The 20,462-nt window shown below is 52.9% G+C and carries 14 protein-coding genes; 11 read left to right on the top strand and 3 right to left on the bottom strand.

All coding sequences use genetic code 11. From position 1 onward, the window contains the following. Positions 1–8 precede the first annotated feature (8 nt). The 5 genes from OQH67_RS01985 (at position 9) to OQH67_RS01965 (ending at position 8,831) form a co-directional block, all read left to right on the top strand. On the top strand, positions 9–4,091 hold the full coding sequence (locus tag OQH67_RS01985; protein WP_215458923.1) for an RHS repeat-associated core domain-containing protein: 4,083 nt from the start codon (positions 9–11) through the stop codon (positions 4,089–4,091). Next, entirely contained in the window at positions 4,088–5,089 is a 1,002-nt protein-coding gene (locus tag OQH67_RS01980) for a hypothetical protein (RefSeq protein WP_215436376.1), read from the top strand. Before OQH67_RS01985 ends, OQH67_RS01980 begins: the two co-directional genes overlap by 4 nt. Positions 5,090–6,691: 1,602 nt before the next feature. After that, positions 6,692–7,240, top strand: coding sequence for a SufE family protein (locus OQH67_RS01975; protein ID WP_215436374.1), 549 nt, complete (start codon positions 6,692–6,694; stop codon positions 7,238–7,240). Positions 7,241–7,285: 45 nt separating this feature from the next. Continuing rightward, a complete protein-coding gene (locus OQH67_RS01970; protein WP_215436370.1) occupies positions 7,286–8,035 on the top strand; it encodes a hypothetical protein in 750 nt (249 codons plus the stop codon). Positions 8,036–8,072: 37 nt separating this feature from the next. Then, positions 8,073–8,831, top strand: a complete 759-nt coding sequence (locus tag OQH67_RS01965) for an alpha-1,2-fucosyltransferase (RefSeq protein WP_215436367.1) — start codon at positions 8,073–8,075, stop codon at positions 8,829–8,831. Positions 8,832–9,081: 250 nt separating this feature from the next. Here the strand turns inward: OQH67_RS01965 and aspS are convergent, their stop codons facing one another. After that, positions 9,082–10,875, bottom strand: coding sequence for an aspartate--tRNA ligase (gene aspS / locus OQH67_RS01960; protein ID WP_215435259.1), 1,794 nt, complete (start codon positions 10,873–10,875; stop codon positions 9,082–9,084). A gap of 33 nt (positions 10,876–10,908) precedes the next feature. Beyond that, positions 10,909–12,183: a histidine--tRNA ligase gene (gene hisS / locus OQH67_RS01955; protein ID WP_215435260.1), complete on the bottom strand. Its 1,275-nt coding sequence runs from the start codon at positions 12,181–12,183 to the stop codon at positions 10,909–10,911. 15 nt (positions 12,184–12,198) lie between these two features. Between hisS and OQH67_RS01950 the strand changes: the two genes are divergently transcribed. From OQH67_RS01950 to hypE, 6 genes are all read left to right on the top strand, one after another. After that, positions 12,199–13,278 carry a hypothetical protein gene (locus tag OQH67_RS01950; RefSeq protein ID WP_215435261.1) on the top strand — a complete coding sequence of 360 codons (1,080 nt, stop codon included), beginning with the start codon at positions 12,199–12,201 and terminating at the stop codon, positions 13,276–13,278. A gap of 110 nt (positions 13,279–13,388) precedes the next feature. After that, positions 13,389–14,129 carry a hydrogenase nickel incorporation protein HypB gene (gene hypB, locus OQH67_RS01945; RefSeq protein WP_067571186.1) on the top strand — a complete coding sequence of 247 codons (741 nt, stop codon included), beginning with the start codon at positions 13,389–13,391 and terminating at the stop codon, positions 14,127–14,129. Next, positions 14,110–16,437 (top strand): carbamoyltransferase HypF, encoded by a 2,328-nt coding sequence (hypF, locus tag OQH67_RS01940; RefSeq protein WP_215435262.1) that lies wholly within the window; start codon positions 14,110–14,112, stop codon positions 16,435–16,437. Before hypB ends, hypF begins: the two co-directional genes overlap by 20 nt. Before the next feature lie 3 nt (positions 16,438–16,440). Then, a complete protein-coding gene (locus tag OQH67_RS01935) occupies positions 16,441–16,683 on the top strand; it encodes a HypC/HybG/HupF family hydrogenase formation chaperone (RefSeq protein WP_067571190.1) in 243 nt (80 codons plus the stop codon). A gap of 28 nt (positions 16,684–16,711) precedes the next feature. After that, entirely contained in the window at positions 16,712–17,794 is a 1,083-nt protein-coding gene (gene hypD / locus OQH67_RS01930; RefSeq protein WP_251828161.1) for a hydrogenase formation protein HypD, read from the top strand. Between the two features lie 12 nt (positions 17,795–17,806). Continuing rightward, a complete protein-coding gene (hypE, locus tag OQH67_RS01925) occupies positions 17,807–18,841 on the top strand; it encodes a hydrogenase expression/formation protein HypE (protein WP_215435263.1) in 1,035 nt (344 codons plus the stop codon). Between the two features lie 180 nt (positions 18,842–19,021). Here hypE and OQH67_RS01920 read toward each other — a convergent pair whose 3' ends face one another. Then, positions 19,022–20,143 (bottom strand): tetratricopeptide repeat protein, encoded by a 1,122-nt coding sequence (locus tag OQH67_RS01920; RefSeq protein WP_215435264.1) that lies wholly within the window; start codon positions 20,141–20,143, stop codon positions 19,022–19,024. Positions 20,144–20,462 lie beyond the last annotated feature (319 nt).

Genomic DNA, 20,462 nt, shown 5'->3' with positions numbered 1-20,462 from the left:
GTATCCAGATGAGAACTTCCTATTCATATGCAGATGAATTATTCAGTGATAGAAGGCTGACGTTCAAAACCGTGAGTTTGGTAAACGGAACGAAGGTAGAGAAAATACATGATATCTCGTATACTTATACAAATTCCACGGGTATTTATTCTAAGATAGCCGTGCAAACTTGTGCAGGGCCATTTGCTGATCCTAATCCAACCAAAACAGAATGGTATGTAGATCATCCATCCTGCATTTATGCAAAAGGAAGACTTAAAAGGCAAGTAAACATGGATGGTTCTGAGCGGCGTTATGAATATGCCCTGTGTTCTGAATATGGCTCATCATGGAAATGTACGGAAACATTGGGCGCCGAACATGTAATAGTGTCCGGCAACTCCACAAGAACTGTTCATTACTATGCGGAAAACGGGGATGAAATTGCTACGGATCATCTGATCCACGTATCTTCCGATTTCGTGTCTGTTGATTTTCAACAGATGACTTATGATCATTCCCACCGGGTAATTCGGACGGATTACGCCAATGGTCTGCATTCCTCGGCGGAATGGAGTTGTACCGGTCCTCGGTGGGAAACGGATGTACGAGGCTTGCAGACTCGTTATATTTATGACGGAGCCAAACGTTTGGTATGTATAGAACGGGATTCCGCTGTCCCGGTGGAAAATTGGAACGGGATGGAAATGACATCCACCTGTCCGGACTCCATTACGGAAATGACCTATGATGGGGCAGGCAATACTCTGTCCGTAAAAAATTCTACGGGAGATAAAGCAACCGCTGTCTTTACGACTTATGATCTATTAGGACGTATTGTATCACGTACGGATGAATTGGGAAGGATAACCTTGTATTCTTATTCTCCGGATGGCTTGACGACAACGGAAACCTTGCCTACGGGGGCTACGCTGGTTACCAGGCTTTTACCGTCAGGCCTGGTAGCTGAAGAATCCGGTACGGGACGTGAGGCGCGTTATTATGAGTATGAAGGAAGCCTTACCTCAGCAATTAGAAAGTATATTTATTTGGATTCTTCCCATCGGAGGCAAATAGGAAGTATTATATATGATGGAATGGGGCGTCTTATTATGGATGAAAAAACAGTTTCCTCAACCGACCCTTACACCAGTACAAGGCTTCTTCTTGTTCGCAATGCAAGGGGATTGATAGAAAGCGGGACTATGCAGGATGGGATCGAGTTCAGGTGTCAATATGATCAATTGGGAAATCTGAGAGGCAGAAAAAAAGGTTTTTTTGTGGATGACCCTTCTCTGTATGTGGGTCGCTATTTTAGTACGTGCTTCAGGAAGTTGCCTATGGTTCCTTCCGGAATTCCTCAGGAAACTGCGCAATTGGTTTTTAAGGAACACTGTGAGATACTTGAAAGACCGGGGATGGTAGATTGGACGGAGTGTACCTACGAACTCGTTTCTCGGAAGGAGGCTGTTTTGTCTTCCCTTGATTCACTGACACTTTATAGGGATAAATATGGTCGCTGGTCTTGGGAAAAAGTTTATAACGAAAACGGCAACATCCGTGTTTTACGCGGAAAAGATGGTTGTGAGAGTGAGGAAGAAGAGGTGATTTTAAACAACGATCTTATACGTTCAACGGATATGAATGGAGCCGTGACCAAATACAGCCGTATTTACAGTACTGTGGGAGATACGCTAACGGTTCGGGATGCGCGCGGAAAAGATGCAGTCATTGCCAGTGATATTGGAGGGAGGGAAATACATAGGAAGGACGAAGATGGGAAAATAACCACGACTGTGTATGATTTCGCAACGGGATTGCCGGAGTGTGTTACAGCGCCGGATGGAAAACAAACATGGTCCTCTTATGATCTGCGGGGCCGGTTGACTTGCCGGTACGGTACGGCTGTTTATCCCATGAAATGGGAATATGATGACAGAGACCATATTATAGCCTTGCATACATACCGTTCCCCCAGTGCCACACTTGATACGATTCCTTCTTCCACTGCGGATGTAACGCGTTGGAATTATGATTCAATCTCGGACATATTGTTGAATAAAACGTATGCCGATGGATCCTTTACTTCCTATACTTATGATGAGTGGGGACGAGTGGTGACCCGGAGGCAGTCCCGAGGGGTAGTGTCTACATATGAGTACGATAACATAACAGGAAAGTTGAGTTCCGTTACGCATAGCGATGGAACGCCTTCCGTATTTATCACCTATGATAGAAGGGAGCGTATTTCTACTATTCAGGATGCTTCCGGTTCCCGGAGTGTGGAATATGCCGGATTTGAAGAAGTGGCGTCGGAGGTAACTTCCGGTTTAACGGAAAGCGTGCTTGCCTATCAGCGTGATTCCTTGGGGCGTTTATCCGGGTATACACTTTCTCTCCATGGTACAATGGTGCAACAGGTCCTAATGGGGTACGATTCTGCAGACCGTCTTTCTGCCGTGTCGTTCAATGGTTCATCCTTTACTTATGAGTATGATGAGGTCACGGGCTGGCTCAATAGTTTGACCTATCCGAACGGCTTGGTCAGGAACACGGCGTATCATGCCAATCTTCCACTACCGATCTCCATGGCCTATGTGAAAGGTGCCCCTGCCACACCTGCACTCAAGCATGCCTATACCTGGAACAATATGAGGCGTCCCTCTGTACGGGAGGATTATGTGGGTTCCACGGTCATTGCACGCCGTCATTCGTACGCCTATAACGGTCGTGGCGAATTAATAGGAGACACGATGAATGCGGGCGGCTCCTTCAGTTATGCCTATGACAACATCGGCAATCGTCGGACTGCGGCGGAACAGGGGATTTCCAGCTCCTACCAGAGCAATAACCTGAACCAATATACTTCCATGACACGTTCCGGAACGCCCTTCACGCCTGAGTATGACGCCGATGGCAACCAGACCGGCGTGAACACTTCCACGGGAACCTGGTCTGTCCAGTATAACGCGGATAATCGGCCGGTTGTCTTTACGCAGGGAAGCAAAAGAGTGGAATGCGTGTACGACTACCTTGGGCGCCGTGTGGAAAAAGTGGAATACAATGGAAATACCTTGACCAAGCGCACAAGGTTTGCCTATATGGGATATCTGATGATAGCGAGCATGGACTGTACGCAAAACACGACTAATCCGCCCTTGCTGGGCACGTGGTTCTGGGATCCGTCAGAACCGGTGGCGACGCGCGTGCTGGCCATGTGTACGCACAACGCGGACAAGAGTGTAGCGGGGACGCGCTATGCGGCGCACGACCTGCTCAAGAGTGTGAGCGCCCTGTACGACGCGTCGGGAACCCGGCAGGCGAGGTTTGAGTACACGCCCTACGGAGAAACCTTGACAGAGGAAGGTGCCTGGGCCTCATCAATGCCGTTCCGTTATTCCAGCGAATACCGAGATGATGACCTGGGGCTGATCTACTACAATTACCGCCATTACAATCCGCAGGATGGAAGATGGATTTCCAGGGACCTGATTGGTGAAGAAGGTGGTGAATTTCTATATGGATTTGTTAACAATAAAATTAATTCATGTATAGATGTTCTTGGACTTGCTTCGCAATTGTATGATGATCTTGAAGATGCCATTCTTGCTGGAATGGAAGTTGTGCAGCAGGCTTCTGATTCATTTTATAATCAGCAATTAAAGGAATACCAGGATTATAAAAATAGAAATAATACTGGTGAGCCGCGCATGTCTGCTCCCACTACGCGTGAGTTTGGATTAAGAGTTTGTTGTGATTCCAAATCAGGAAAATTTTATCTAGCCAAAGTATCCTCACCAGGAAACCATGACAATATGGCAATGCAGACAGCACCACCTTGTAAGAAAGAAGATAAAATGGTAGCGGGAGTTCATTGCCATGTGAATGGTAATCCTAGAGTAAGTGATGCAGACAAGCAGGTGGCTATATTAGGGTTTCCTCCTCCACATCTTAAAATAAAAATGCATCCAGATTATAAAATTCCTCCTGGTATTGACTATGCTGTTATTTCAAGAAATAGTAAGGGGATAATAACAAGAAGTGTTTTTGATCATAAAACAAGGAAGACAAGAGAAATATTTGTAAACGGAGAAAAAAGAAAAAGCGAATGAAATCCAGTGTAGTATATATACTCTTCTGCGGCCTTTTTCTTTTCGGTACTTTTCTCTCTCATGGAGAAGAAAACGTATCAGGAAAGAAGGAGGAGAATGTAGTAGAGCAAAACAAGGAGATCGTATTAGCAATAGCCAGGAGTCAGGCTATATTCAAATTCTTGTTGGTAGATATGCTTCCTAAAACGGAATCTCACCCCCTCTATCTGGAGGGTTCCGAATATTCTGTTTCTGGTGATGTGGGTCAATTTAATGCACGGGACAGTATTGGCATTGTGCATTGCAACCCGAAGAGTGAGAATACAACCTATATTGGAGTCAGAAAGGATAAGGCATATCTGATTATTGTGGAATATCCGGGCGAGTATTTCAGTTACTTTGACCGAAAGCACACCAATTGGTCTGTAGGTTCTATTTTGGAAGGCCAGTTGGAAGATATGATTGAACATTCCATTTCTCGAACATCCGGCGGAGTTTCCTGTAACGATAAGTTGTCTGTTGATTGGTGGAAACGTGGGGTGGATGCTTCCATTCTCAAAAGCCCTGAACAGTTTTCTACGCTTGTAGCAAAATATTTGTTATTTCTGAAAGAGCGTGAGTGTACTCCATTTCAAAGAAGGGTGGAATGTGATTTATCTCCCAAGTTATATGAAACCCTGATCCGGCTATTTGAAACGTTGAGGATCCGGGAGAACAATAATCCTAAAATTCCCGATGTAGGAAGTGACGTATTTTTAGAGAATATGAAGTTATTAGAGGGTGTGTACAGGGAGATGGAATTTTATGAACTCACCAGGAATGGCAAGAGTTTTTGTTTTACATTGGGATATCGTGATTATGATGAAAATTCCCTGCCTTTTTATATAGATATGCTATGCAATTCTTTGAGTATTTATATTAGATATAGTAATAATGGTGTGATAAAGTGCACAGCAGAATGTTGTATGTTCTGTATTACTAGAGAAATACATGAAATTCTTAAAAATCGTATTTATTAAAATAGCTATTCCCAAAGATAAGAATTAGATATTAAAGCCGGGACTTTTTGAGAGCTCCCGGCTTTTTTATGAGAGTCGTGATTTTTACGAAAAGAAATAAAAGGGGAATAGGAAGAACCCTCCTTGACGAAACATACTCGAAATATTAATGATCATCAATTCGTGGTCGGATAAATATCCCTCCTGCAAGGGACTCTTTTTGCAAGTGAGATGAAGCATCCTGGAAGAGATGTTTTAGTTATGGAATGGCTACGATTAGCTAGTTATAGTTTGAACCGATGATGAGGGAACCGGAAAGCTTTTTTTAGAGTTGATTTTAATGATAGCTTTTTCATCCCATTATGAGGCTGTTTTGCGATTGGTTGTTTTTTCGTGACGGTTTAATCAGCCAGAAGTTTTTCATTTTAAGTCGATTTTCCTATGAAGGAAGCATTTGGGATTCCACTTGCTTGTGAGAAGAGGGGATGGATTTTCTGATACTCATAAAAGGACAATGACAATTTGAAGTGGCTCCCTCCTTCTCCTCTAATATTGTGAATTTTCATATATTTAGGAACTATTGTTGCAGGAAGCCATGAATATTTGAGCAAAGGCTTAGGCTGTGAGATTCCGTTTGGATGCAAGGTGTTTGCAAGGGAGTTTTACAGGATTCTGGACGTAATGCCTTCGCTCCTTTCAGGATAGAAGTTTCAATGAAGCAGGAATTCTGGTGGGCAGAGAGGTTCCGAGTAGATGAAAGGAACGGTTTTACGTTCCGGAAATGTTGAGTCTGAAACCTGATTTTTTGCCGGGAATGATAGCTTTTTGATTGGGAAGACGAGGTCTTGTTTTCCCATGTCATCATTTTTTTGATTTTTTGGAATTTGAAATTTTTTAATATACGTTCGTTTTATTTGCGTTGTGTGTTGTTTCTAACATTTTTTGCTAGGCCCACTTGATTTTATATATATAGTTTTTGGATATTGTATGAATATTTGAATGTCCATCTCTAGATCAATCGAATTAAGAAAGAATACATCAGGAAGTTACAAGGTTAGACTGACCATTGACCGGGGAAACAAATATTGTGGAGCCAGAAAGTCTCTCGGCCTGGGAACTCACCACGAAGAGTGTGCGTTAAGACGCGCTTATCTGATACGGTGTCTACTTTTCCATATGGGATGGTTTCCCGGAGGAAAGATTGCCGTAAAGAGACAGTCCGGCAAAGATGGCAAGAGGATTTTCTGGTCGGGAGTAGAGCTTTCCCAGGATCATGAGATTCTGAGGATAGGAGGGAGGAAGGGCCGCTTGGATGAGGGCGGGACCATGATGATTTGGTATCAGGTTAACGGTCATGGAGAGATTCGATGTCATCGGCTGCGCATTTCCGGCTGGAAGACGGATGACCAGGAAGGCGATTTGAAGGTTCTAACCCATGGATTGCAGCATTGCGCGACGGAACAGCGGCAGCATCCATGCCGGATTTTGAGTATTCAGATTGCTTCGGATCCGGATGTTACGGAAAAGGAGGGGCCTCTGATGAAGTTAACTAAGGGATGTAGAACAGAGTAGCATTGGAGATAGGTATTTGGTTTCCTGGTACGCAGTTCAGCCATAACGGAAATGACCGCGGATTTTAAAGGTTCTTTTGAGCAAAGAGGGCGTGTTCTGCTTCAGGAACTGGAGAACCTGCCGGGGGAGGGAGCCTTGTATGGTTTTCTAATCCGGCAGGGGAATGTTCTGGTTCCGTTGGCTGAGGAATGGAAGACTGATGTCCAGTTGCTGCAGGGATGTCAGTACCGGGTCTGGCTTCATCTGGAGTTGAAGGACGGCGTCGTCCAGATTCATGCCGATAGTGATTCTCTCATCAGCCGCGGGTTGATGGCCTTGTGGATCCGGTTGTTTTCCGGGTTGACTCCAGGGGAGGTGATGGCAGCAGATGAGAGTTTGCTTCATCGAAGCGTTTTAAGTGCCTGGCTGGTTCCATCCCGTTCAAATGCCTTGGAGAATATGGCGTCCAGAATCAAGCTGGGGGTATTGAAGTTGAGGAAAGGGGCATGGGGAGGGAAGGGAGGTGAGGTATTTCCTGAGAGGAAGGGGTCATTGGTTTTCGGCAAGGAGGAGGCAAGGCCCGGGGAAAGGGGTGGCCTTTTTCCGGCGGACCGCACATGATGCCGGAGGTCCTATGCAGAAGGAGAAAGTAAAAGGATTTTTATTATGAATGAGGAATTGAAGATTTACGTTCATTTGTTCGTGTATGCGGGAGATGCGGATCTTGTCAGGGAGAATTTGCTGTGCGTCCGTCATGCACTGCCGGAAGCGGGGCTGGTGGTGGTTGACGACGGGAGGCATCCATGCCCGGATGGAGTCCGACTCCAGGCGGAGGAACTTGGCGCTGAATGGCGTGTGTCCACCTGGGAGCGCGGCGGTAATCTGAGAGGGAAGGAATGCATTGAGGGAATGCTTGACGAAATGATCCGGAGTGCGTGCCATGAAGAGGATTCTTTGGTGAAGATTGATGCGGATACCGTGATAATGTCCGGAGACGAGCTGCGGTGTTTTGCGGGCCGGAAGGATTTGATTTTCTGGGGTAGCGGTTCCGTGGAGCAGCGTATTTACGGGTGCCTGTACGGCATGAAGGCGCATGCCGCCAAACGGGTGCGGGAGTATGTACGGGGTCTGGAGCTGTTGCCGGATGCCCCGGAAGATATCGTGATCGGCACCAGCGCTTTTAATTTGTATCCTGGGGAGGAGAGGCATCTGGTTACCCCTCCCTATGGGCCGGAGGCTCCGGATAGCGGATGGACGGCCTATTATTGGGGACGTTATCCGGACGTGAAGGGATACCAGCGTTTTACGATGGTAACGACGGGGAATCCTCCCCCTGCACCTCTGGGCAAGCGCCACCGCCTGCCCGTGATGAAAGAGCTGCGCCGGATTGCAGATCTCCGCCGCCGACTGGCATGAGGAAGCGGATGGTGGTTTCTTTTGCAGGAAGAGGGCTATGAAGAGTGATTTTATTGCCGCTTGCTTTTTTCACGGCTGCCGGACGGGGAATCAGCTTTTCCAGATAGCCGCAGCTTATGGGCATGCCCTCAGGCATGGTCTGGAATGCCGGGTTCCCTGGCGTTTCAATTCGGATACCCTTGCGTTAAGGAGATGGCTGGGCGAAGAAGCCGCCTGTGTAACGGATGGCGGATACGGTGCTCCCTGGGTGTACGAGGAACCGTGTTTTTCATATCGAAATATACCGAAAACAGTACGGGGAGGGGCACTGAGCGGATATTTTCAAAGCGAACGGTATTTTACCGGGTTTGACGAGGAGGCGCGTTTCCTGTTCCGCAGGTTGACGGCTCCGGTACGACCAGGACGTGCCGGAATACATGTCCGCATGGGGGATTACCTGCAGCATACCGATTTGTATCATGTTCCCGATGTCCCGTTTCTCCATGAAGCTCTTAGCCGGCTTTCCCCCGGTATCAAGGAGGTGGTAATTTTTTCCGATTCCCCGGCTCAGGCCCTGCGGCTGGTGACTTCCGTCCCGGAGGCTGCACGGTTCCATTTATCCCTCGATAATCACGGCGCTTTCGAAGCGCTCCGGGAACTTTCCACCTGTCAGGAATTAGTTCTTTCCTGTTCTTCTTTTTCCTGGTGGGGCGCCTATTTGGGCGATCAAAAGAAGGTTTTTATTCAAAAGAGGTGGTTTGCTGGAAAGATTAAGGATGACCAGGATGTGTTCCGCCCGCATTGGGTGCGGTTGTAGGATGAGAGCGGCCGCGTTTAGCGTGGAATAGGGGTGATAGGGGTGATAGGGGTGATAGGGGTGATAGGGGTGATAGGGGTGATAGGGGTGATAGGGGTGATAGGGGTGATAGGGGTGATAGGGGTGATAGGGGTAGGGCGCTGGAAATGGATGGCAGGTTTGACTGTTTTATTTTTTGTTCTGGTTTATGGAAAGGCCCCGGAGGAAATAGAGGTTTCCGTCCGGGGCCTGAAGAGGGGGATAAGGTATGTTATTTTTTAGCGGGGAGTTTCACCTGAATGTGAATGTCGCGCAGTTGGCGCTCTTCCGCCGGAGCGGGGGAGTCGCTCATGAGGTCCGCGCCGCGGTTGTTTTTCGGGAAGGCGATGACTTCACGAATGGATTCCGCATCACAGATCATCATGACCAGACGGTCCAGGCCCAGAGCCAGGCCGCCGTGTGGGGGTGCTCCGAAGCTGAAGGCGTCCAGGATGTGCCCGAATTGTTCGCGAGCCTGTTCTTCCGTGATGCCGAGGGCCTTGAACATGGCGGATTGCAGGTCGCGTTCATGGATTCGGATAGAGCCGCCGCCGAGTTCCGTGCCGTTGAGTACCACGTCGTAAGCTTGGGCGCGGAGGTCGGCGGAGAGTTCTCCCTTGAGCAGTTTTTCTTCGTCTTCCTTGACGGGACGGGTGAACGGATGATGGATGGCCGCCCAGCGCTGTTCTTCCTCATCCCAGCCGAGCAGGGGGAATTCAATGACCCACAGGAAGTCGCGCTCCTTGTTGTCCTTGAGGAGTTCCATGAATTCGGCGCATTGCAGGCGCACGCGGCCCAGGATGTCGCAGGAGGGTTCCCACGGACCGGCGGCAAAGAGAACGAGGTCTCCGGTTTCAATGTCCAGGGTTTCCGTGAGTTTCTGCTTTTCTTCTTCAGAAAGGAATTTGGAGATGGGGCTTCTCCAGTCGTCTTCACGCACTTTGATGTAGGCTAGACCCTTGGCTCCGGCTTCCACGGCGGTTTTCGTGAGGGTGTCTATCTGACCGACGGAGGCGGTTCCGAAGCCCTTGGCGTTGATGGCCTTGACCACGCCGCCATTTTGCACGGCGGAGGCGAATACCTTGAAGCCGCTGTTTTCAAAGATGGAGGAGACGTCCGTGAGTTTCATGCCGAAGCGGCGTTCCGGCTTGTCGGAGCCGTACTGGTCCATGGCTTCCTTCCAGGTCATGCGCGGGAAGGGGGTGGGGATGTCTACGTCCAGGGCTTCCTTGTATACGCGCTTGAGCAGTCCTTCCACCAGGTTGTAGATGTCTTCCGGCGTGATGAAGGAGGCTTCAATGTCCACCTGCGTGAATTCCGGCTGGCGGTCCGCGCGCAGGTCTTCGTCACGGAAACAGCGGGCAATCTGGAAGTAGCGTTCCATGCCCGCCACCATGAGAAGCTGTTTGTACTGCTGGGGCGCCTGGGGCAGGGCATAGAATTTGCCGGGGGCCAGACGGGAGGGGACCAGGAAGTCGCGCGCGCCTTCCGGCGTGGATTTGGAGAGGATGGGGGTTTCAATTTCCAGGAAGCCGTGTTCATCCAGATAGTCCCGCGTGGTTTTGGTTACGCGGTGGCGGATCTGCATGTTGCGGGCCATGGAGGGACGGCGCAGGTCCAGAAAACGGTATTTGAGGCGCAGGTCTTCGTTGGAGAGGGCCCGGTCCAGCTGGAAGGGGAGCACATCCGCCTTGTTGATGACGTTGAGGGCATTGGCGGAGACTTCGATTTCTCCGGTGGGGAGGTCCGCATTGGTGGTGTCCACCGTGTCCGTTTTCAAGCGGGCTTCCACCGTGCCGGAGATTTGGATCATGTCCTCGGAACGGAGCTGCTGGGACGCCCTGGCCACATCCTGGCTGACTTCCGGGTGGAAGACTGCCTGGGTGATGCCGGTGCGGTCGCGCAAGTCGATAAATATGACGCCGCCGTGGTCGCGGACGGAGTCTACCCAGCCGATGAGGGTGGTCGGCTTGCCAATGTCCGCAGCGCGCAATTCGCTGCAGGTATGAGTGCGGTATGAGTTCATCTTTGTTTGAAATGGATGGTGGTGAATGCTGGATCAGGCAAGGTTCGCCGCGGTTGCAATGGAGTCGAACAGGTCTTCCATGACTATTTGGGCGGAGGTGCGTGCCGTCAGGTCGCGCAGTTCCAGGGTGGGGAATTCATCGCCGACCACCAGGGCCAGACGTGCCCCGGATTTGACGGCTTTCTGCATCTGTCCGTTGAATTTGGTGAAGGTCAGGGGGATGTCCACGCTGTAGCCCTGGTCACGAAGGGCCGAGGCGATGGAGAGTACTTCCGCACGGCGGTTTTCGGACGCTTGTATGATGAAGACGTCACATCCCGCGGCCGCCAGCGCCGCTTCTTTCAGTGCCCTGGCGCGGGGCGTCTGGTCGATGAGATGGCCGATGACGGCGTCTCCCATGGCGAAACCTGTTGCGGGCATGTCCACCGCATTGCCGGAGAGGGCGGCCACGAGGGTGTCGTACCGGCCTCCGCCGGCTACGGCGCGCAGACTTCTTTGCGTGTCAAAGATTTCAAAGACCAGGCCGGTGTAGTACGCCAGGCCGCGGACCACGGAGAGGTCCAGCTTTACGTAGGTTTCCAGGCCGCGGGCCGTCAGGTCTTTCAGCAGGGTTTCGTAGCGTTCGGAGGCTCCGGCAGGCGGGTTTTCAATGAAGTCCACGAGATCGTTGCGGCTGATGCTGAAGGCATCCAGCTTGCGCTGGCATTCTTCCGGACGGTCGCGTTCGAATTTGTCCACGATACCAAGGAAAACAGGGATGTCCTGTTCCTGCACGCCGTGTTCCGCAGCGAACCTGATCCAGGCTTCACGGTCGGAGACGCGGACGATGAAGTCATTCTGCGTGAAGCCCAGTTCCCTCATGCAGTCGATAGCCAGGGCAATGAGTTCGGAGTCCGCCCAGGCGGAGCTTTCCCCCAGAATGTCCGCGTTGAACTGGTAAAATTCGCGCAGGCGCCCTTTTTGCGGTTTTTCGTAACGGAAGCAGGAGCCAATTTCAAACCACTTGAGCGGCTTGGTGTATTCCCGCTGGTACGCGGCGGCGATGCGTCCCAGGGAAGCCGTCAGTTCCGGGCGGATGGTGATGTCCCGTTCCCCCTGGTCCATGAAGCGGAAGAGCTGGGTGGGCAGTTCGCCTCCGCTTTTTTTCAGGTACAGTTCCGTGGCTTCCACCGTGGGGCCTTCCCATTCCAGGAATCCGTAGCGGTGCGCCACCCTTTTCCATGCGTCAAAGAGGTAGTTGCGTACGGCGCAGTCCGCCGGGGAGAAGTCGCGGAATCCGGGAAGTGGTTGAAAGCGAGCGTCTGGCATAACCTGAGTAAAGGAATGTTAACTGAGGACGAAATAGTTTACAGGATTTTAATGCCTTGGCAAGCCCACATACTTATGATGAAGGAATTTCAAAGGAAAAGGCATGGGCGGCCATGGCCGGAGCAGGTGATGAAGAAAGATGCTGATGCAGAAGGGGAACAGCGTGAATTTGAGTTGTGTTTCATGGCAATAAGATTATTCTTTGGAAATAATTGCCTTATTCCAATGATGGTACGTGTTTTTCCCATTGCCTGTGTTCTGGTTGCCGCCTGCATGCCTGAGGCTGTACTGGGCAGGGAGATGGGCCCCGATCCTTTGAAGAGCTTGCAGTATGATTTGAAGGAGGGCAACAAGATTGTCGAGAAGGCGATTTACTTACTGAAAAGTGTGAGAGAAAGGCCGCGTCTGGATTCCGATGTACGGGATGAGTTTGATAAAGCTACTGTAACGGTTCTTAAAATAGATGCCCGTAATGTCATGATGGTTACAGGCAGGACAAGGTATTCTCCCGAATTATTGCGTTCCCGGGAGGCTGTGGAAGCAAAGGAATTTGCATGTGTCCAAAGAGGAATTCTGGATGAAGCTGTGGACAGCTTTTTTCGGGACGGATTAATGGATGATGTGATTTGTAACGGAATCATGGATGTGTACCAAATCATGGAAAGATGTTTTTGGGGAAAGACCGTTTTTCATGAGGATGGACGGAAGGGTGCCTTTTCCCTCTTGCCTCCCTGCCTCTTTGAGTATTTGGCCGTGAGCGTTTCCAGGCATGTGGAGGAGGTTAGGTCTATTCTGAAGAAGGCCGGGGCAGGGGAAGGAGACCAGGAGGTTGTGAAGGAGTTGTGGAAAAAGGATTTTTCCTTATGGGATATTCAGAATTTGGCTGTATTGGCAAAAGATATGGTTATACAGGAAGATATAGGGATACCGTGGGCGCATGAGATAAGAATGGCGGCCGGAAGGCTTGACGCCGCCGTGAAGGAGTTGGAGGAAGGCGGGTATATGACGGAGCGCCTTGCCCGGGCCGTCGATTTGGTGTACATGCGGCTGGCCCTTCCCCGGCAGAGATGTGCCGGAGCGGGAAATTCCCAATAAGGCCCTTTTGTTTATTGGAAAACGCGGCGTTTTTATTTGACCGGGAGAAGGTATGACATAGGATAAGTGAGAAAGATTCACTTTTTCTGAATCAAATATCAGTATTGATTATGTGTAAAGATTGCGGATGCGGAGGTGAACACACCCATGAAGGACACGCCCACGGCATGGACGTCCATGTTCCCGTGCTGGATGCCAATGACCGTTTGGCGGAACGCAACAGAGGTTTTTTTGAAGCAAAGAAGCTGCTGGTCATCAATGTATTTTCCTCTCCCGGCTCCGGCAAGACATCCCTGCTGCAGAAGACGGCGGAGATGTTGAGGAACCGTGTCAGAATGGGGGTGATTGTTGGAGACCTGGCTACGGATCATGACGCCGAACGCCTGAGCCGTGCGGATATTCCCGTAGTGCAGATTACCACCGGTACAATGTGCCATCTGGATGCCCGCATGATTGCGGAGGCGATGAAGCGGATGCCGCTTGATGACCTGGATGTGCTGGTGATTGAGAATGTGGGGAACCTGGTGTGTCCCGCTTCCTATGATTTGGGGGAAGGGATGCGCGTGGTCCTGCTTTCCGTCACGGAAGGGGAGGACAAGCCTTTGAAGTATCCCCCCATGTTCCATTCCGCAGACGTGGCCCTGGTGACTAAGTCGGATTTGGCGGATGCCGTGGATTTTGACCGGGATGCCGCGCTGGCGGCTCTGAACAAGGTGGCCCATCACGCGCGCGTGATTGAGTTGTCTTCCAAGACAGGGGAAGGAATGGATATTTGGTGCGGGGAGATTGAGGAACGGGTGCGCCGCATTCGTTCAGGAAGAGTTCAGGAGCATGTCCACCATCACCATTGAACAGGCTGTTTCAGCCTTGAAGATCGACATTACCGGCATGGTTCAGGGGGTCGGCTTCCGGCCCCACGTGTATCGGCTGGCCTCGCGTTTCGGCCTGAAAGGCTTCGTGCGCAATACGGAGTCCGGCGTGGAGATCCGCGTGGAGGGAGATGCGGGGGATGCCGAACGTTTTTTTGCGGAATTGATGGAAAGCCTGCCGGAACATGCCCGCGTTTACGGAACGGAACAGACCGTTTGCGAGCCTGCCGGGTATGAAGAGTTCCTGATTTTGGAGAGCGATCCCGCTTCCGGCGGCGTGCCGATCATGCTGCCGGACTTGGCTCCGTGCCCGGAATGCCTCCGGGAGATGCGCGACCCGTCTTCCCGGCGCTATCATTATCCTTTTACCAACTGTACCCATTGCGGTCCCCGTTATTCCATTATTGAGTCCATGCCTTATGACCGCTCCGGAACCAGCATGAAGGGGTTCCGGATGTGTCCGGAATGCATGAAGGAGTACCAGGACATGGGGGACCGGCGTTTCCATGCCCAGCCCATCGCCTGCCCGGAATGCGGGCCTTCCATGAAGGTGTTGTTTTCAGATGGTTCCGAGCTGGGCTTCGGCCACGGTTTTGATACCCCTGCGGCTCAGGTGGCCTGGGTGCTGGCGGACGGCCTGATTGTGGCTCTCATGGGGGTGGGCGGTTTCCAGTTGCTGGCAGATGCCGCGTCCGAAGGAGCCGTCAGACGGCTGAGGAAGCTGAAGGGGAGGGATGCCAAGCCGTTTGCCGTGATGGTGCCGGACATGGCTGCGGCGGAGGCTCTGTGTCATTTGACGGAGGAGGAGAAACGGCTGCTGGCGTCTCCCGAGGCGCCCATCGTACTGGCGGTCAAGAGGAAGAATGTGGATTTAGCGCCTTCCGTATGCATGTTCAGCCGTTTTGCCGGTATTATGCTGCCGTCTTCCCCGGTGCATGCGCTGCTGATGGATATGTGGAGAAAGCCTCTCGTGGTGACCAGCGGCAATTTGAGCGGGGAGCCTTTGTGCATTTCCGTGGAAGAGGCGTTGCAGAAGCTGGAGAACGCGGCGGACGTGTTTTTCGTGCACGACCGGCCGATCGTGCGTCCGGTGGATGATTCCGTGGTGCGCGTGGCGGGTGGCAGAACCATGATGGTGCGCCGGGCCCGCGGTTATGCGCCCCGGCCTGTATGGCGCACCGCGCCGGAGGCGCCTAAGGTGCTGGCTCTCGGCTCCGGGTTGAAAAATACCGTTTGCTGGCTGAAGGATGGCGTGGCCGTGATGAGCCAGCATCTGGGGGATTTGGACAGCGCCGCCGCCCTGCACGCTTTTGAGCGGACGGTGGAAGTTTTGGGAAGTACCTTGAAGGCCGTGCCGGATGTGATTGCCGTGGACGCCCATCCGGATAACCCGACGGCAACCCTCGCCCGGCGTTTGGCCAGGGAATGGGGTGTTTCCGTTTTTCCCGTACAGCATCATCAGGCGCATGTGCTTGCCTGCGCCGCAGAGAATGGAACTCCTTTCCCCGCCCTGGGCGTAGCCTGGGACGGAACGGGGTTCGGCACGGATGGAACGGTGTGGGGTGGTGAGTTTTTTATCATGGAGGAGCAGGGTGCTCCCAAACGGGTGGCGCGGATCAGGCCGTTTCTGCTGCCCGGTGGGGATGAAGCGGTGAAGGAGCCCGCCCGCTGCGCCTGCGCCCTGGCCCGGCAAATGGCTGAGTGGCGGCCGGATGGACTGCTCCGGCGTCTGGAGCACGGAATTCCTCCCCGGAAGCGGCAGGCTCTGGAAACGATGATGGAGCGGCATGTTCATTGCCCGGCAACGTCTTCCATGGGGAGGCTGTTTGATGCGGTGGCGTTCTGGTGCGGTTTTGACGGTGCGGCGGGATGCGAAGGCCATGCCGCCATGGTGCTGGAGTCTTGGGCCGCCTCCCTTCCCGAAGACGGCCCGGAGGGCGATTCGTACGAATGGGTGATGCATGAGGAAGGCGGCCTGCTGGAGCTGGACTGGAGACCCGTTCTGAAGGCCTTGAATGATGATTTGCTGGCCGGTGTTTCCCGTTGCCGGATAGCCCGGAAGTTTCATGAAAGCCTCGTGAACCTGGTGTTTGATGTGGCGGAGCGTTTTTCCCAGGACAGGCTGGTGCTGGGAGGCGGCTGCTTTCAAAATGCGTTTTTGCTTGAAGGCCTGATGGGCATGGCGCAGTCTAGGGCGTGCGTTTTGTCGCTGCCGCAGCGCGTCCCCTGCAATGACGGAGGGATTTCCCTGGGGCAGGCGGCGGCTGCCGTTCGTCAATGGAAAGGATAAAGTATGTGTTTGGCCGTTCCCGGAAAAATCGTAAGCGTTCATGAAAAAGATCCCCTGTTCCGCCTGGGCGTGGTGGATTTCGGCGGAGTGACGCGGGAAGTGAATCTGGCCTGCGTGCCGGAAGCGGAGGTGGGGAGTTACGTTATTGTGCATGTGGGAATGGCCCTGAGCGTGCTGGATGAGGAAACCGCCCTTGAGACGCGGAGGGAGATGCGCGAGATCGTGGAGAATTCCGAACCCGTGTGAGGGCCGTTTATCCGGCTGACAGGAAGATTTGCTCGCCGAGTTTATGCAGGAGGAAGTTTATCAACTGCTTGATGATCTGCATCACACCGTTACGCGCCCGTGGGCGGTGATGGAGGTGTGCGGCGGCCAGACTCATGCGATCGCTTCCCTGGGGCTGGAGGAACTGCTTCCGCCGGGGCTGCGCCTGATTCACGGGCCCGGCTGCCCTGTCTGTGTCACTTCCGTGGATTTGATTGACAGGGCCGTGGAGCTGAGTCTCAGGCCGGGTGTGGTTTTGTGCAGTTACGGTGACATGATGAGGGTGCCGGGCTCCCGCGGGGATTTACTGTCCGCCAAAGCGCGCGGCGGGGATGTCCGGCTAATGTATTCTCCTCTGGAGGCCGTTGCGCTGGCGGGAGACAATCCCGGTCTGGACGTGGTGTTTTTTGCCGTGGGTTTTGAGACTACCGCTCCGGCCACGGCGCTGGCCATGCAGCAGGCGCGTGCCCTGGGACATGCCAATTTTTCCGTGCTTTGCGCCCATGTGCAGGTTCCTCCCGCCTTGGAATGGCTGATGGACCAGCAGGAAGGAAGGCCGGACGGCTTTCTGGCTCCCGGCCATGTGTGCGCCGTGACGGGGGAGGGGGATTACAGGCGTCTTGCCGAACGCTACCGGGTGCCGATGACGGTTACCGGATTTGAAGGAACGGACCTGCTCTGCGGTATTCTGATGTGTGTCCGCCAGCTTGAGGCCGGGGAGCATGGCGTCCGGAACGCCTATCCGCGTTACGTTAAGCCGGAAGGGAACGCAGCCGCCAGGAAGCGGATGGAAGAGGTTTTTGAAACGGAGGACCGTCATTGGCGCGGGCTGGGGCTGATACCGGGCGGCGGCATGAAGGTGCGACTGGAATGGCGGGATATGGATGCTTCCGTCCGTTTTGACTGCCGCGCCTGTGACGGCACGGCGGATGAGGCTTCCGGCTGCATGGCCGGGCAGGTGCTGCGCGGTTTGCTGAGGCCGGTGGAATGCCCGCATTTCGGTTCTTCCTGTACGCCGCTGACTCCATTGGGGGCTCCCATGGTGTCCGGGGAAGGGGCCTGTGCGGCCTATTACCGCTATAAAAGAAGCTGATTTTTATTTCTTATGTTTGAGTGTCCCGTTCCAGAATCCGTTTCCGACCGCATCCAGATGGCTCACGGCGGCGGTGGCCGCCTGATGAATGACCTGATCCGCTCCGTGTTTCTGGAAGCCTTCGGTTCTCCGTCCGGCAGCGTGCAGAATGATTCCGCCGTTCTGTCTTCTCCTGCAGGGCGCCTGGCGGTGACGACGGACAGCTTTGTGGTTCAGCCCCTGGAGTTTCCGGGCGGCAATATCGGTTCCCTGGCCGTTCACGGCACGGTGAATGATCTGGCCATGAGCGGAGCGGAACCGCTGTACCTGACGGCGGGGTTCATTTTGGAGGAGGGGCTTCCGCTGGACGTCCTGAACAGAGTGGTACACTCCATGGCTGAGGCTGCCCGTCTGGCGGGCGTGCGCATCGTCACAGGGGATACGAAGGTAGTGGAACGGGGAAAAGGCGATGGTATTTATATCAATACCGCCGGGGTGGGAGCAGTGCCGCATGATTTGGAGATCAGCCCTTCTTCCGTGCGTCCGGGGGATTCCATCCTGCTCAGCGGGGATTTGGGCAGGCATGGCATGACGATCATGAGCCTGAGGGCGGGATTGTCCTTTGGTGAAGCTTTGTGCAGTGATTCGGCTCCCCTTCATGAGTCCGTGGCTGCGTTGATTCGGGCCGGGATTCCCGTGCATTGCCTGCGTGACGTGACCCGTGGCGGTTTGACGGCCACTCTTTCAGAGATTGCGGAGGCTTCCGGGCTGACAGTGAGGCTGGATGAGATGTCCATTCCAGTCCGGGATGACGTGAGGGCCGCGTGCGGTTTGCTGGGGCTGGACCCGCTGCAAGTAGCGTGCGAAGGGCGTTATCTCGCGATTTTGCCCGGAGAATATGAAGATGAGGCATTGCGCCTGATGCGCGGTTGCGGCGTTTCCTCCGGGGCCTGTCTGGTTGGCCGGGTGGAAGAGTTCAGGACGGCTCCCCTGCTGATGAAGGGCAGACTGGGCGTGGAGCGGGTACTTGGCATGCCGTCCGGCATGCAGCTGCCGAGGATCTGCTGAGAGCGGGATGGTGGAAAACGCCGTCCCTGGCGGCAATTTCCCATTCCGGACTTTGGCAGGGAAGCGGATAACCCGCTTCCCTGCCAGTTCCGTGGTTTTCATAGGGAATTGCCGGAGCGACTGCATAAGCCGTTAATGAGGTGGCAGCCGGCTTTTCTGGGTGTGTTTGTTGGGAAAGGGTTAGATTAATAATGGTTCTCCTGCCGGAGCTTCCGGAAGTTTTTTCAATGCCGCCTGTGCCTGAACATGGCCCTGGTCCGCCGCTTTCTGCAGCCATTCCCTTGCCGTGTCCAGGTTGCGTTCCACGCCAAATCCGTGCTGGTACATGATTCCCATGTTGTATTGCTCGGAGGCATAGCCGGCTCTGGCGGCCCGTTTGTTCCGGTTGATCCATTCCGTGGCTTCCGCTTCATTGAAGTCGAGTGCCTTGCAGGCTTTTTCCCACGTGTTTCCATATTTCATGGCGGCACGGGCAAATCCTGCCAGGGCAGCTTTTCTCGTGTATTCTTCGGCCAGCTGCGTATTTTTTTCCACTCCGTCCGTCCCCAACCGGTAAAGATGGGCCAGTCCCCAGTAACCGTTGGGACTGCCGAGGTCGGCAGCTTTCTGGAAATGCTGCAGGGCTTCCGGATGCTTTTTGTGGGACATGGCGAAGACGGCATTGGAGAGGAATCTCTCGGCTTTCGCGAATTCGTAGAATTCCGGAATGGCTGCCCATTCGGATTTCAGCTTGTCCCGGTCCTTTTTGGATTTGGGCGGCATGCCGGAGGGCGGGGAAAAGCGGAAGATGGGCATGTAGCCGGAGGCTCCCGCGTTTGCCAGGCCGGACATCAGGAAACAGCCCGGCTGGATGCGCCACATGTGCATGTACATGACCCGATCCGCCGGGAGGGAATCCTTTTCAATCCAGTCCGGCATGTTCATGGGCGGTCCGTAAAGCCCCGTCAGTCCGTTCAGCATGCGCTTATACAGGGATTTTAGGCGCGTATCGTATTCATCCTTGCTCACTTTTGAGTTGGAATAGAAGGAAACGGATCTCAGTGCCCCCTCTTTGTCGTAGTCAAAGTGAAGGGAAAAGTAGAGTCCGCCGATGGGCTTTTTCGTCTTGAAGGCTCCGTTGAGTCCGGTCCGGCTCAAGTAGGCGTCCGTGCCGGGGCCTTCAAGGGATTTGCAAGATTTCAGAGAACTCAGCAATTGGGATTCCTGCATTCCTGTTTCCAAAGGGCCGTAAAGCGGCGAGGCATGGCAGCAGAAGGCTGTGCACAATGCGGTTGCATAGCTGTAATAGGCTATAGGTTTCATTGGGATGTGTTGAGGTTGGGGTTGTTGGTTATTTCAATAACGAATTAGGAATCCGGCGTCAATACTAGTTTTTCATATCAAATGCCTTTCTCCAATTCAATCCATTATTATCCCGGAGGAAGATCAAATAGAAAATATCTGTTAGATGATAACATAATTTCTTGAACATAATCGTGATTCGACTTATTTTATCTATGTTGTTCATTTCAACCGGATTCCTAATGCGCGGTCCCAACAGACAATTGTTTATGTGGCTTGTTGTCAGTTATTAGCATGGCTGAGGGTAACTGAATGTGTGTGGAAATGGGGGAAGGCGGCT

Origin of the sequence: Akkermansia biwaensis (genome assembly GCF_026072915.1) — a bacterium.
GTDB lineage: Bacteria > Verrucomicrobiota > Verrucomicrobiia > Verrucomicrobiales > Akkermansiaceae > Akkermansia > Akkermansia biwaensis.
Note: the sequence above shows the minus strand (reverse complement) of the source record. Positions and strands in the feature narration are given on the sequence as shown.

What these genes read in the sequence shown, in the direction of transcription:
- OQH67_RS01985 (WP_215458923.1), top strand. Translation starts at nt 9, where the DNA reads ATGAGAACTTCCTATTCATATGCAGATGAATTATTCAGTGATAGAAGG.
- OQH67_RS01980 (WP_215436376.1), top strand. Translation starts at nt 4,088, where the DNA reads ATGAAATCCAGTGTAGTATATATACTCTTCTGCGGCCTTTTTCTTTTC.
- OQH67_RS01975 (WP_215436374.1), top strand. Translation starts at nt 6,692, where the DNA reads ATGACCGCGGATTTTAAAGGTTCTTTTGAGCAAAGAGGGCGTGTTCTG.
- OQH67_RS01970 (WP_215436370.1), top strand. Translation starts at nt 7,286, where the DNA reads ATGAATGAGGAATTGAAGATTTACGTTCATTTGTTCGTGTATGCGGGA.
- OQH67_RS01965 (WP_215436367.1), top strand. Translation starts at nt 8,073, where the DNA reads ATGAAGAGTGATTTTATTGCCGCTTGCTTTTTTCACGGCTGCCGGACG.
- aspS (WP_215435259.1), bottom strand. Translation starts at nt 10,875, where the DNA reads ATGAACTCATACCGCACTCATACCTGCAGCGAATTGCGCGCTGCGGAC.
- hisS (WP_215435260.1), bottom strand. Translation starts at nt 12,183, where the DNA reads ATGCCAGACGCTCGCTTTCAACCACTTCCCGGATTCCGCGACTTCTCC.
- OQH67_RS01950 (WP_215435261.1), top strand. Translation starts at nt 12,199, where the DNA reads ATGTTAACTGAGGACGAAATAGTTTACAGGATTTTAATGCCTTGGCAA.
- hypB (WP_067571186.1), top strand. Translation starts at nt 13,389, where the DNA reads ATGTGTAAAGATTGCGGATGCGGAGGTGAACACACCCATGAAGGACAC.
- hypF (WP_215435262.1), top strand. Translation starts at nt 14,110, where the DNA reads ATGTCCACCATCACCATTGAACAGGCTGTTTCAGCCTTGAAGATCGAC.
- OQH67_RS01935 (WP_067571190.1), top strand. Translation starts at nt 16,441, where the DNA reads ATGTGTTTGGCCGTTCCCGGAAAAATCGTAAGCGTTCATGAAAAAGAT.
- hypE (WP_215435263.1), top strand. Translation starts at nt 17,807, where the DNA reads ATGTTTGAGTGTCCCGTTCCAGAATCCGTTTCCGACCGCATCCAGATG.
- OQH67_RS01920 (WP_215435264.1), bottom strand. Translation starts at nt 20,143, where the DNA reads ATGAAACCTATAGCCTATTACAGCTATGCAACCGCATTGTGCACAGCC.